General features: G+C 29.0%; 17 protein-coding genes. 1 reads left to right on the plus strand and 16 read right to left on the minus strand.

Features of this window, described 5'->3' with window-relative positions; translation table 11 throughout:
• The 12 genes from FYJ83_RS11695 to FYJ83_RS11750 form a co-directional block, all read right to left on the minus strand.
• Positions 1-418, minus strand: a 418-nt coding sequence (locus FYJ83_RS11695) for a hypothetical protein (protein ID WP_154440760.1), incomplete at its 3' end; no start/stop codon positions are given.
• A gap of 404 nt (positions 419-822) precedes the next feature.
• A complete protein-coding gene (locus tag FYJ83_RS11700; protein ID WP_154440761.1) occupies positions 823-1716 on the minus strand; it encodes a nucleotidyl transferase AbiEii/AbiGii toxin family protein in 894 nt (297 codons plus the stop codon).
• Entirely contained in the window at positions 1716-2324 is a 609-nt protein-coding gene (locus FYJ83_RS11705; protein ID WP_154440762.1) for a type IV toxin-antitoxin system AbiEi family antitoxin domain-containing protein, read from the minus strand. The genes FYJ83_RS11700 and FYJ83_RS11705 overlap by 1 nt, the downstream gene beginning before the upstream one ends.
• 245 nt (positions 2325-2569) lie before the next feature.
• Positions 2570-3325, minus strand: a complete 756-nt coding sequence (locus FYJ83_RS11710) for a YecA family protein (RefSeq protein WP_154440763.1) — start codon at positions 3323-3325, stop codon at positions 2570-2572.
• Between the two features lie 148 nt (positions 3326-3473).
• Positions 3474-4067, minus strand: coding sequence for a type IV toxin-antitoxin system AbiEi family antitoxin domain-containing protein (locus FYJ83_RS11715; protein ID WP_154440764.1), 594 nt, complete (start codon positions 4065-4067; stop codon positions 3474-3476).
• A 128-nt stretch (positions 4068-4195) separates the two neighbouring features.
• Entirely contained in the window at positions 4196-4594 is a 399-nt protein-coding gene (locus tag FYJ83_RS11720; RefSeq protein ID WP_154440765.1) for a hypothetical protein, read from the minus strand.
• Positions 4594-6117: a Y-family DNA polymerase gene (locus FYJ83_RS11725; protein WP_154440766.1), complete on the minus strand. Its 1524-nt coding sequence runs from the start codon at positions 6115-6117 to the stop codon at positions 4594-4596. Before FYJ83_RS11725 ends, FYJ83_RS11720 begins: the two co-directional genes overlap by 1 nt.
• Positions 6118-6145: 28 nt before the next feature.
• A complete protein-coding gene (locus FYJ83_RS11730) occupies positions 6146-6406 on the minus strand; it encodes a helix-turn-helix domain-containing protein (protein WP_154440767.1) in 261 nt (86 codons plus the stop codon).
• Between the two features lie 51 nt (positions 6407-6457).
• Positions 6458-6763 carry a hypothetical protein gene (locus tag FYJ83_RS11735; RefSeq protein WP_195837989.1) on the minus strand — a complete coding sequence of 102 codons (306 nt, stop codon included), beginning with the start codon at positions 6761-6763 and terminating at the stop codon, positions 6458-6460.
• Complete coding sequence (locus tag FYJ83_RS11740; RefSeq protein WP_154440769.1) at positions 6690-6878, minus strand: hypothetical protein; 189 nt, start codon at positions 6876-6878, stop codon at positions 6690-6692. Before FYJ83_RS11740 ends, FYJ83_RS11735 begins: the two co-directional genes overlap by 74 nt.
• Positions 6879-6925: 47 nt before the next feature.
• A complete protein-coding gene (locus FYJ83_RS11745) occupies positions 6926-8167 on the minus strand; it encodes a hypothetical protein (RefSeq protein WP_154440770.1) in 1242 nt (413 codons plus the stop codon).
• A gap of 245 nt (positions 8168-8412) precedes the next feature.
• Positions 8413-8886 (minus strand): helix-turn-helix domain-containing protein, encoded by a 474-nt coding sequence (locus FYJ83_RS11750; protein WP_154440771.1) that lies wholly within the window; start codon positions 8884-8886, stop codon positions 8413-8415.
• A 370-nt stretch (positions 8887-9256) separates the two neighbouring features.
• Between FYJ83_RS11750 and FYJ83_RS11755 the strand changes: the two genes are divergently transcribed.
• Positions 9257-9871, plus strand: a complete 615-nt coding sequence (locus FYJ83_RS11755; protein ID WP_154440772.1) for a recombinase family protein — start codon at positions 9257-9259, stop codon at positions 9869-9871.
• Here FYJ83_RS11755 and FYJ83_RS11760 read toward each other — a convergent pair.
• From FYJ83_RS11760 to FYJ83_RS11775, 4 genes are all read right to left on the minus strand, one after another.
• Positions 9868-10314, minus strand: coding sequence for a VanZ family protein (locus FYJ83_RS11760; RefSeq protein ID WP_154440773.1), 447 nt, complete (start codon positions 10312-10314; stop codon positions 9868-9870). The genes FYJ83_RS11755 and FYJ83_RS11760 overlap by 4 nt on opposite strands.
• 19 nt (positions 10315-10333) lie before the next feature.
• Positions 10334-11884: a murein biosynthesis integral membrane protein MurJ gene (murJ, locus tag FYJ83_RS11765; RefSeq protein ID WP_154440774.1), complete on the minus strand. Its 1551-nt coding sequence runs from the start codon at positions 11882-11884 to the stop codon at positions 10334-10336.
• 38 nt (positions 11885-11922) lie between these two features.
• Complete coding sequence (locus tag FYJ83_RS11770; protein ID WP_195837990.1) at positions 11923-12909, minus strand: glycosyltransferase family 39 protein; 987 nt, start codon at positions 12907-12909, stop codon at positions 11923-11925.
• A 263-nt stretch (positions 12910-13172) separates the two neighbouring features.
• Positions 13173-13685 (minus strand): acyltransferase, encoded by a 513-nt coding sequence (locus FYJ83_RS11775; protein ID WP_154440776.1) that lies wholly within the window; start codon positions 13683-13685, stop codon positions 13173-13175.
• Positions 13686-13698 lie beyond the last annotated feature (13 nt).

The raw sequence follows: 13698 nt of genomic DNA on the forward strand, positions 1-13698 counted from the left end.
TTTCTTCATTCTCTTTTATCAAGTTCTCTTTTTCAATATTAATAATATCTATTTCTGTTTTAAAGCTTTCTGTTTCTACCTTAAGGGTAGTTTTTAATTCTAAGATATTAGCTTCTAGATCCTTTATTTTTTTAGTGGCCATGGCCTGATGATCTTCGGACCTTTTAAATATAGATAGGTAAATATCCTTTAGTCTTTGAGTATGTTGGTCTATAAGTTTAAGTTCTTCCCTTGTAGCTAATTTTATATTGTCCTCTGTAACAAGTACCTTTTCAGCTGCATCTATAACTGTTGCTAAGATGTCTCCCCTTGTTAAGGTGTTATCCGTTTCCCTTATTCTAGCTTCTAATTTATCAAATGCGTTAGATACTTCTTCGTTTGTCTTAAAAGATAGAGTTTTTGCTTGATTTTCAAACATTTTTAGCCCTCCTTTTTTAAGGTTTACTATATTAGTAATAGTTTACTATAGTATATTATAGTTTACATTGATATTACAACGGTTTACTATTGTATACATATATTATAATCTATTATATTAGCATAAGCAATAGAAATTTGAAAAATTTATTGATTTTTCAAGAAGGAATTCTAATAAAATAGTCTTTCTTTCTTTAAAAACGGCAAAAAAATAGCACTAAGGTTTTATCCTTAATGCTATCCCAATGATTTATTTCAGATATAAATATTCTATCCAAATTGTGGTTTTCATTTAAATCCATCGTAAACTACATAGAATACTGTTATTTGAAACAGCAATATATTTCTACGCTTAATAGACACACAATGGTTGCCTATTATCTTTTATTATGCAAATAATAAAATTTAAATGTACCTTAATTCCTTAAAGTCCCAAGTTTTATTATATTGTTCTTTATCTTCTATTGACCTGCAAATTGGAAGTGTAAGCTCAAGTATAATATCTATTACCTTATTAAATTCTATAGATATTTTTATTTCTTTTTCTATAAATCTATTCCACATATTATTTAGATTTTCACGTTCCTTAAACTTATTTACTTCATGGATGTTTTTTATAAAATCTAAGTGTCTTCTGTTTTTAAAAGTATTATGTATGGCTTCTCTTAAGATATTACCATCAAAATTTTTAGAAATAGCCAAATAATATATATCATAATAGTCCTTCATTCTACTTGATGCTTCCATCAAATATAGTATTGCATCTAACTTTTCTGCTACTATTGTTTCCATAGAATAAGCTCTTATTTCTGGTTCTTCAAAACCTTCTATAATAGTTTCTAATTTAATAATTTTTGACCCTGGAATTATTACATCCCCTACACCTAAATCTACAAAAATCGGAGTTTTGGAGCGTCCTATTGACCCAATTAATTTTATTCTTAATCCATGATAATCATTTTGTTCTGTAATCCTTTCCATACCCATAAATTCAAATATAATAGAATTATTATTATCTATTTCTAGAATTTCTTTAATTGTATTTTTGACACTTTCTTCTTCGTTGGATAGATGTTTCATTAAATAATCAGAATCCATTGTAGCTCTTGTATCTCCTGCCCCTAAAGAAAATAATAGAAATCCACCTTTTAATATAAACTTGTCCCTATATTCTGATTTACCAAGTCTCCTGGAAAATTCTTCTTGCAGGAAAAGGGTAATCATTTGTTGACTTGGTATATCTCTTTTTATCGATTCATTTTTTAACTTTGCCAGTATACTTGCTGGATTATTATTCACTAAAACCACACTCCTATATAAGTCTCCACTAACCCTAATACATTTAGTTCCCTAGCATATTTATATAGATTATTAAGATTTTTATCATTATCTTGAATGTATTTTCTTATAGCAGAATTAAATACTTCTTTATCTATTTTATTCCTATGTTTTATAATATCACATATAGTTTTATCTTTATCATATATTTTAGTAATCACCTTATTTTTATGGTTTTCTTCATCTAGATAAGTCTCTATTTCCATAACTCCTATATCTAAAATGCTCTCATCTATAAAATGTGCCTTTATCTTAGGATATTCAAGATTATATTTATTTCTATTCATATTTCTACCAACAGCTATCTTCCATTCATTAGGGATTCTTTCAGTATATTCATGAAGTAACAGTGCACTTTCTAAATATATAATAGCTTCAGGAAAAGATGATGATATTATTTCATAATCATATATATGGATCTCATTATAAATATAATTTCCTCTACTTACCCTGCTTATTTTATTTTCTGAAAGAAGTCTATCAATCATATAATTGGAAATGCCATATTCATTTAATTTAGCAGTTGTCAAAACTACACTATTATTAAATATATCTTTTAATATATCCATGATTCATCATCTCCTTTTTTAATTAACGGTACACACATAGTTGTGTTTGTGTACCATTAATTAAAATTAGTATACCATAATTCTTATTATTTTAATAGCTAATTTTACTATTCTCATTTTTAGAAAGTATATTCATTAATATCTAAATTGGGTAAAAAATAGCACTAAGGTTTTTATCCCTAATGCTATTTAATCACTTATTTTTAGATAAATTTATAAGCGAGCCCTCTTATGATTATAATCAATTATAATTGATTATAGTCTTTCCCTAAACAGCACTTCTTATATTTTTTACCGCTACCACAAGGGCAAGGGTCGTTCCTACCAATTTTCTGCCTGGTATTTATATCTCTAGCATTGCTAGTATTAAAATCAAATGGCTTATCTGGAAGTGGTCTTAAGTGAATTTTCTCAAACCTTTCAAATATTTCATGAGGTGTGAATCCATTATTTTCCCATATCCTAATGTTATTGGAGAGATCTATTATAAGTTGCGTAACTTCATTAACCTGTTCTAAATCACAGAAACTAATACCTCTATCATTGAAGGTTTCTAAAATAGTCTGTATGCCTGCTCCAAATTGACATCTACCCTGAATGTCCTCACATAGCCATTCAGCCTTCTCATCATCATTTCTAAAAAAGTTTTTCTTTACATAATTTAAAAGAGCGGTGTATTCATTAGTTCTTTCAAAATAAGCTTCATCAAGATAATTTAGAAGTTCATTTTTATTTGGAACATAATATGGTTTATCACCTTTTTTAATCAACAACAAATCAAAGTCATCACTTTCTAGAATCGTTTCATGTACAAAATAGTCTTGATGAGGGTAAATAAATGCAGTTTCTAACTCTTCTGGTGGGCTGGTTAAAAGTTCCTCTATATCAGATAGATTAACTTGGACCTTATTCTGGCTATTATAAACTTCTAAAACCTTATCCTTATAGACCATTCCATAAAGGTTTGATAAGGCGATTATATACTGTGTTAATTGGCTCATTTCATCACTCCGTTCATTTATTTCCCTAAACTAAAATATTCCAATGATTTCATTATAAAACTTCTCCTGCATCTCATATAAAATATGTAATGTTTTATTTTTTAAATTTTTCATTCCAAATAATTTATTTTCCTTTTTGTAACTACACTCATAGTAGAACCTCCGTATAAGTCTGAATAATATTTTCGATTTTTAATTCTTTGGCATATTTCATTAGTTTATTCAAATCTTTATCTTTTCTGGAAAAATACCTTTTAAGTGAATCACTTATAGTAGTTGTATCTATTTTATTTCTAGCCCTTAAAATATCGCAAATTGTTCTTTCTATATCATAAGTCCTAACTTCATTTCCAAATACAGTTTCTTTAGTAATTATGCCTAAATCAAACCATTCCTTTTTTATACTATAGACCCTAAAATCTTCTTCTTTTAATTTTGATAAATTATATCCTTGTGGAACTGTAACCACATAATTCAAAGGATCTCTATCTGTTAAATCATGAAGATAGAGGGCTGTTTCATGAGAATAAATCATTTTTTCTCTTTTTAGTTGATTGATATAGAGCATATCTTCCCATACATCAGGACTTATATATACACCATGGCTAACTCTTTCTATTTCTCCTGATTTAACCAAGCTATTTAGGTATTCACGATGAATACCTTTTTGCTCAACTAAATTTGTAGTTATAATTCCATCATATTCTTTAATAATATTCCTTAATTTATTTGTTGGAAGCATTTATACCACCCCTTGACATTCATACTATAATTATAGTTAGTTATAGTATGAATGTCAAACAAGATTATATTAAACCAATATATGTTATTCCATAAATATACTATAAATAAAGACTCCCAGGATATATATTAAAAATCTAACTTAATAATATTATCTATGGTAATCTCTGTTAAATTATCCATAATAAGTAACTTTTCATATATATCTATTTTCTTAAGTTTAGCTTTTAGCTGAAGATATCTTCCATCTTCTTTTCTATGGTCTGCTTGAAAATATAAGATTTCTACTTCAGGCCTTTCCTTAACCCTATCTAGTAATAACTGAAGCTTTCTGTTTATATCATCCTTCATATATTGGTCCAATTCTATTCTATCTTCCGTTAGTCTGGCTACTTCTTCCACTGCTTTTTCATGGCCTGTTAGGGCTGCAAAGGGTGCAAATTGTGCTGCCCTATCTCCAATGGCCATAGGCCTTCTCTTTTTAGATACTGGCCTAGGTAAATTGATTATATCCCTGTATTTTTCCATTAGGCCTTGTGACCTCCTATCTGTTTATTCCTATCTAGGGTTGTCGCCCCTTCAACCAAATTTACTCCTTTAAGTATGGCATTTCTCCCATACTTATCCTTTATAGACAAGATAGTTTCTTGGACCTTCCTTTCCTTGTTTAAAAATTCTTCCTTTTTAACTTGGTCTAACTTTTCCTCATCATAGTTTGTAAAAAAGTCTAATTGACTTGGCCCTTCCTCTTTTTCTATAGAATCTTCTCTTAAAAGCTTATTTGCTGAAATATTTAACTTTCTAATCAAAAGATTTTTATCTGCTATTTCCTCATAAAGTTCCATAGTTCCCTCTATAATTTCCTTACTGGAAGATGTGTATGTAGGAAAGTTTTTAGTAGCCTGGACAGATTTAGGTTTATATCTTCCATAGGCATCTTTAATAATTTCACCCTTGTAGCCCTGCTTAATCTTTGGATCAAGAAGACTTTCCCTATCATAACTTATTCTCAAAACTATCTGTGTAGTTTTATAAGCCTTGGCCACTAAATCTAATGCTAATAGGTCTGCCATTTCCCATACAATTAGCCTAGCCTTATGAAAATTGTGGGGGGATTGCAAGACCTGTCCTGAACCTAAACTTTTTGAAGCAGGTTTATACCTTTTAATATCTTCAATAGTACATGGCTCCCAACCCCAGGCATGGTCAATTAAAAGTTCAGCATTTACCCCGAATATCTTATATAGAAGGTCTTCATTTAGGTAATCACTTTCCGTCCCTAGGGAACACTTTGCAATATCCCCCATGGTATAAAGGCCTTGCTTTTCCAATCTTTTAGCATAGCCTGAGCCTACTCTCCAAAAATCAGTGATAGGTCTATGACTCCAAAGAAGTTTCCTATAGGACATCTCATCCAGGTAAGCTATCTGCATATAATTATCTTCTAAGGGCATCTTTTTGGCCAGTATATCCATGGCTACCTTGGCCAGGTAAAGATTAGTTCCCAGACCTGCTGTAGCCGTAATACCTGTGGTATAAAGTATATCCTTCAATATTACTTCCGTTAATTCTTTAGGTCCAAGTCCGTAGGTTTTTAAGTAGCAGGTTAGATCTATAAAAACTTCATCTATGGAATAAACATGAATATCTTCAGCTGCTATATATTTCAAATAAATATTATATATTTTTGCACTATAATCTATGTAATAAGCCATCCTAGGTATGGCCACTATATAATCAAGGGCTAAGTCTAGCTGGCTGTTTAATTCTTCATAATCATAGGATTTACCAGAAAACTTCCTAGTTTTTAGTCTATTTAATCTTGAAGCATTAACTTCCCTGACCTTTTGAATTACTTCAAAAAGTCTAGGCCTACCCTTTATTCCATAGGACTTTAAACTAGGGGATACTGCCAAGCATATGGTCTTTTCTGTCCTAGAATTATCGGCAACAACTAAATTAGTTTTTAGAGGATCTAGGCCTCTTTCTATACATTCTACAGAAGCATAGAAGGATTTTAAATCTATAGCTAAATATATTTTATTTTCCATAGGTCTTTCTCCTTAGATCTTTTAAATCTTACTCTAGAGATATAATAGGATTTATAAGACATATAATTGGATTTATAATAATAGTAGGATAACCCTTAATAAATCTAGCACGCTTACCAGTTATATTCCCCATTGCATCAATCCTGTTATTTTCCTTTAGATTTATTATTTTATAAATTGATGGTTTTGAAAGACCTACTTCACTTATTATTTCTTCCATACTTTTCCCTTCTTCAATTAATTTTATAGCCTTTAACCTTTCCTCATTTGTTATAGTTATACCTTGCATATTAATATCCTCCCTTGCTTAAATTTTTAGGAACATAATCAATCCAATTATTTATTCAGATATATCTATAAGATAGAAAAAAATCTCCTTTGCTTTTTTTAAATCTCCAGGTAATGATTTTATTCTATCTATTAAACTCTTCCTAGGATTTTTTACTCTGACTTTTTCACTTATTATATTTTCCGCTTCATCCTCATACCATATTTCTTTGCCCCATTTGAAGTATGCAGTGCATTTTATAGTCTTATTTTCTTGTAGCTCTCGTACTTCTACTGAACCAGAACTATTCATTCCTAAGTTTTTCAACTTTTTCTCTATTTCTTTTTGCTCTGTCAAATGCCTCTTTTGCTCTTCCATAATGGTGATCCCCCATATCATTTTTTGCATATGCCCATTCTCGTTTTCCCTTTCTCTCGAAATGGTCAGCAGTTGATTCATATCTTTTAACCAATGTCTCTTTTTTATCTGTCATAACAAAACTCCTCCTTATCAATTTGATTAATTATTTTAAAGAGTATTTTAATTACCAAATAATTTTTTAAAGACTTTTATTCCTGCTCCTAATGCTGTACCAAATACTACAACAGGTGCTGCTGCAGAGATTGTACTTATAAGAGCAGCACTACCTAACCCTCCAAGGAGTACTGAAGAGGCAGATGCAGCCATTCCACTAATCGCAGTATTTGTTGCTAGAAATGCACTTCCAACAGCTGTATTTGCAATCGTTGCTCCAGCAGTATTTAACATCCCAAAAGTAGCTGATCCAATTGCTGTATTTCCAAGAGCAGAAAGACCTGCACCAGACAAATACCCCACTCCACCTGAAATGGTAGTATCTTTTATAACATCAAACACTGCATCATCAAGATTTTTATCTTGATTGATGACATCCATAATATTTCCACCTAAACTATAACTTCCACCAAATTGTAACCCTTTAAACGCAGTTTTTAATCCTACATCGTGCATCTCTTTCGCTATATTAATAGCTGAATTAAGTTTTGGAGCTACTACAGAATATTTTGAGCCTGTAAATCTTGTTTCTAATTGCATTCCCCTAGCTAGTCTTTCTGCTTCTTTTAGTGATACTTCTGATTCTATAACATTTAATCCTGATTCATGAGCTTTATCAATAAGATAATTATTACCTTTATCAACAATTATTGTTTGTCCCTTATATTGTGAAAAATCAACATTTTGTCTATCATATCCAATTTTTGATTGGCCAAATGATATAGAGCCATCTGAATTATGAATTATAAAATCAGCCACTCCATTATTATTAATAACTTCTGTTATATTTCCATTTAAAGTAGCTTCTGTAGCATGTAGTTCTTCGAAGACAAATCCTTTAAAGCCTTTAGTGCCACCTCTCATAGTATTTAAGTTGCTTAGATTGCTAGAGAGTTCTTTATAACTATTAATATTTTGAACCCCATTAACAATAGCTTCTGAAGCATAAGGCAATCCAAACATACTACAACCTAGATTATTCATTGTTTCATTTGGTTCAATAATTCCTATCACATTATCAAAGACTGTTTGTTCAAACCTATTTCTTAATATAGTTAAGTCTGCATACGGTTTTTCTTCTATTTTTTCATTTTCCTCTATATCTAAAACAAAGGAATTCCAAGGTTCTATTGCATCATGTATATTCCATTTTATATACTTAGAAGTTTGATACGAATCTTTGTCAACAAAATTTGTAGGCGACCAATTAATTAAAGTTACTTTTTCTTGACTTAATGCCGTATTCATTACAATACCTCCCTATAATTTATTTTTTGGATAATTAATTTTTTGCTATTTAATGATTTGGCAAGTATAATTTTTCTAAATTCAGCTACCTATTCAACAATTGTTTTTGTATGTCAAATTTCAATTCATCAAAAATTCGTGTAATATCTACACAATAAACTACATCCTCTAAAAATCTCTAATACCCACATTATCACTCCCTTTCTAATTTAAAAACTTATCTTTGTTATTGAATGATAAATTAACTACTCATTAAGTCCTTTTGTAATTTTTAATAGTATATCTATAGTCTTTTTATCTTCTTTTTTTAATATACTTATTGTATTTTCTAGTATTTTTACTCCACAGTCACTGTGATCTACATATGTTAAATAGTGAATTATATTTCTAATAAGAGTTTCAACTATCCTATTATTTGAATGTGCCTTCATCAGTTCTTTGATTTCAAAATCATAATCCCAAGGAGGTAGCATACTATAAGGTACAATTAACCCCTTGCTATTTTTATCCGGATATTCAGATTTTCCTACTAAATAATCTGGTGTAACAAATAATGCAAAAGAAAGTAAGTTTAATACTGTTTCATTAATATTTTTAGTTATGCCTCTTTCTATATTTGAAATTGTTTGTTTACTCAAATAAGCTTTTTTGGCAAGTTCATCTTGTGTCATACCTTTTTTCTTTCTCTCTTTAGCCAATTTTTCTCCTAAGATTTTCATAAATTCACCTATATCCTTTACCTATTTTTAATATTATTGTAAGGAATATGATTTTGTTTGTCAATAGTATTTTTAAATTATGTTTGTTATATTCTATCATATGTCATATATTTTCTATAAATATGTTTTCATTTCTTTTATTTATTTCCAGTTTAATTATAAGCTATATGATTATACTTGTTAATATTTATTTTGTAATTTTTCATGTGATCATATTGTTTCGTATATCATGTCCCCTTAGGGTGTACTCTATTGAGTACACCTCTTTTTTATAAAAATATATGGTTTTCTATGCCTTTTTAAGTTATAATCTTATTAAAAGTGTACTCTTAATCTTAACCACTCAAAAAGGACACAAGGAGGTATTAAAATGATATTTGGATATATAAGAGTTTCTAGTAAAGATCAAAATCCCCAGAGACAGATTGAAGCTTTAAAAGAATATGAAAAAGAATTAAAAGATGAAAATATCTTTATTGATAAACAGCCTGGTAAGGATTTTAATAGAGATAACTATTTAGAATTAAAAAGGATTCTCCGAGAAGGAGATACTTTAATAGTTAAAGAACTAGATAGATTTGGTAGAAATAAGGAAATGATTAAAGATGAATTATCCTGGATGAATGATAAAGGAGTCAGAACAAAAATTTTAGATATACCTACTACCTTAATGGATCTCCCCGACGAGAATTCATGGGTTATTAAAATGGTAAATAATATTCTTATTGAAGTATTAGGATCTATTGCTGAAGAGGAAAGAGTTAAAATAAGACAAAGGCAGAAGGAAGGAATAGCCATAGCTAAAAAAGAAGGGAAATATAAGGGAAGGAAGCCCCAAGAATTACCTAAGAATTTTCCTAGTCTTTATAATAGATGGAAAGAAGGAAATATTACAGCAGTTGAATTTACTAAATTATTAGGCTATAAAAGTAGAAATACTACCTATAAGAAGATTAGGCAATATGAGGAAGAGATTAAATCCTAATTCCCTTTTATTTTACTACTAATTTGATGCTGTAGTGTAATTCCAGCTAATGATCCCATGCCATCAATAACTACATCCATGACTTGCCCACTTCTACCAGGAATGAATAATTGGTGGATTTCATCAGATATGGCATATAGTATACATATTATTAATGCTAATATAAAGCCCCTTCCACCGGTTATCTCACTATCTTTTAAGACGTTGAAAGTCAGAAATCCTAGAATTAAATAGGCAAAGAAATGTGCATTCTTTCTTATTATACGATTAAAATTTCTAATATTTGTATCTATAATAGGAGCAGCTTTTTCTACTATTATAGTTATTTTTTCAGTTATTCCTATACTTAATTTATTAGACTCAGTGGATGGTTGATGAGATAAATAAAATATCAATATCATCCATAATACTACTAAAACCCAAGAAATTAATTTTCTTTTCATATACTAAGCACCCTCTAAACTATTTAAATAGTCTATTTTTCACTTTATTAATTACATCTCTAACTTCCTCCACCTTGAATACATAACACAATACTCCATATACAATTACACCTAATCCAACAGCTGCTAACAATGAAATCAAATTATATAGCTTTGATGCTCCTAACATTCCATATAATCCGTTATAAGTAAAATATGCGATTAGACCCATTACAGTAGAAGCTAGCCCCAATTTAATAAAAATAATTATGTATCCTTTGGTACCTAGTGATCCAATCTTCTTTTTAAGTCCATAAAACATTAATAACGTTGCAACTGAATTAGCTATACTAGTAGCAAATGCTAACCCAGCATGAGCCATAAATTTTACAAGTATTAAGTTTAGTATAATATTAAGCCCTACAGATATAGCTCCATTTATCATGGGAGTCTTAGTATCTTGTAATGAATAGAATACCCTGTTTAACAATAATCTCAATGACATAGAAACAAGACCTAGCGAATAAAATATCAATGCATGAGATGTCATTATAGTATCATTGATAGTGAACTCTCCTCTTTGAAATGCGATCTCCACAATTGGTTGTGCTAAAACAACAAGTCCAACTGTCGCAGGTATAGTTATTAGTAAAATAAGATTAACGCCATCACTCATTATCTTCTTCAACCCATTAATATTATTATTGTTTGACTCTTTTGATAATAATGGGAAAATAACAGTAGTAACAGCTGTAACAAATACACCAAGAATCAGACCATTTAACTTATTTGCATAATTTAATGCTGATATACTTCCCTCTACTAAATCGGAAGCTAACGTTCGATCGACAATAACATTTAAGTCATTAATAGCTACACCTATTAAAACTGGTATGCTTAGATATAGTACTTTCTTTATATATTCATCCTTTAGATCAAATACAAATTTATATCTATAACCAGTCTTCCTAGCCTCAGGAATTTGAATAAGTAGCTGTGATATAACTGCAATTACCGTAGTTATCATAAACCCTTTAATTCCAAAATTTGATGATAAAAACACGAGGAAAAATATATACACAATATTTAAAGGAATCCCAATTGCTGCAGAAGAAAAGTGTCTTTTTTCACTTTGTAAAAACCCCGTTAGTGTTCCTATTATACTACTAAAAATAACTACTGGTAGGCCAATCCTTAACAATTCAATTGCAAGATTATATTGTTCTCCATAAAAGCCTTTAGCTGTCAATTTTATAAGATTTGGTGATAGAAACCAAGAAATTATAACTAAAATTATTGAAACGAAAGATAAAATAGTGATCATATTATTAGTATGTTTAATTTTTCCTTGTTTGCCTTCTCTAGTTTCTATTTCTGATAACACAGGTATGAATGTTGTTGTAATAGTGTTAGTAAAAATCGCCATTATTAATGCTATTAATCCATAAGAAACAAAATAAGTATCTGTTTCTATACCTGAACCAAATTTTGCAGCTATTAGGATTTCTCTAAGGAACCCAAGAAATTTACTTCCTAGGGAAAAAATTATTATTATAAAAATTGATTTTGTTGTTTCACTTGAAGTTGACATATTTCTAATCCTTTCCTGTTACTATTAATTCTTACCCGTTAATATGTATTAACCTTTTTGAAAATTTTATATAGTTCAAAAACATATAAAAGTACTAAGAATGGATAGACAGCAATTTTTTGTCTAATTGCTGTTTTCCCATATTCAACACCAAGAGCAATAATATGAATTAAAATTGGTATTAGATATAAATACATTCTTTCCCTATATTCTTTATATCTAAAAAATTTGTATAAATAAATTAATAACAATGGGCTAAATATTAAAAAAAACATTGAGTCTAAAATAATCGGTGTGTATACGCTAATTTCTGTTGTCATATTCCAAAAAAGTGGCGATAAAAAAAATGTAATCGTTGAGCTAATTATATTTATAACAAAACTGGACGACATATTAATACGACTTATAAATCTTAATCCCATGTCAAAATGAGCCTTTAATGGACTAATTAATACTAAGCCAATTATTAAAGTTATAAAAAAGAACAACTTTTTTATACTAAGCTTTTTATTTTGTAGAATAAAAAAATCTACTAGAATTCCTACAGCAAATCCTACTCCTGAGTATATTCTTGTCGTTGTTAACGAACCTAAAACTATTATTAAAAAAAATATTAGCCTGCGTTTTTTTACATCAATAAATTTATCATATATATGCAAAGATAACATAGACAAAAAAAGCACTAATGAATCCTTCAATATATCTGATGTAAATATTGTTAAATACATACTTACAGTTAACACTACTGTAGATATAGTCGCTATACTGTTATTAAATCTCTTTCGCAAATGAGTATGATAAAATAATATTGATAAAATGTACATGAAAATATTTATTAAATATAATGAAAACCCAGAATTGAAAATTTTATAAGTAAAATAATTTAAATAATGATAACCTACCTGTAAACTTCCTGCATAATTTGATACATGTTTAAAAGATATTGAATTAGAAATTATCATTTTGTTTAAAACACTAAGATAACCTAAAGTATCAGGAAAATTAATAATATTATTGCTATACATGTAATAAGCATAAAGAATACAAGATATAAAGTTAATAGTTATTAGACTTTTTAATAAAAGTTTCATATCACTTAAATATAATATTAAGCCAAACAAAGTAATAAAGAAAATTATAGAGCTTATATCTGAATGACCCAACTCACCAAATAGGTGAGTTATAATTATCATAAAAATACATAATATGCCTAATAAATATTTATTTTTTTTAATGTAATATTCCATTAATTAGTCCTCCATTATTGATTCTTGAAAAGTGTTTTCTCTTAAATATCCTTTATTTTCTTGGCAGGTACGCCAGCAAACAAACTGCTAACGTCAACATTTTTATTTACTAATGAACATGCACCAACTATTGATTTTTCACCTATTGTTACTCCCTGCAATATTGTCACTCTTGCTCCTATGTATGAATGACTCCCAATTTTTACATTGGAAATAATTATGCTATTAATCTTCTCACCGTTCTCACACCATTCGATTTTGTGATCTCCAGTGATAATCATTACTTCAGGTCCCATAGTAACATGTGATCCAATAGTCACATTACCATTCCCAAATATTTTTGTTCCCGATCCAATACCAGCATTGTTATATAGAACAATATTCTTACCAGTACCAAAATAAACATTTTCAGATATATTTACATTTTTACCACATTCTTTGAATATGTTTTTAACCAAAATTCTTCTAAACTTTACTCCGCCAAATTTATTAGGGATTTTGTTTCCAATAGCATAATATATTATTAATGAAATATAATTCATTATTTTTTTCATGTTTTCATCACAT

Origin of the sequence: Tissierella pigra (genome assembly GCF_009695605.1) — a bacterium.
In the GTDB taxonomy this organism is placed as follows: Bacteria; Bacillota; Clostridia; order Tissierellales; family Tissierellaceae; genus Tissierella; species Tissierella pigra.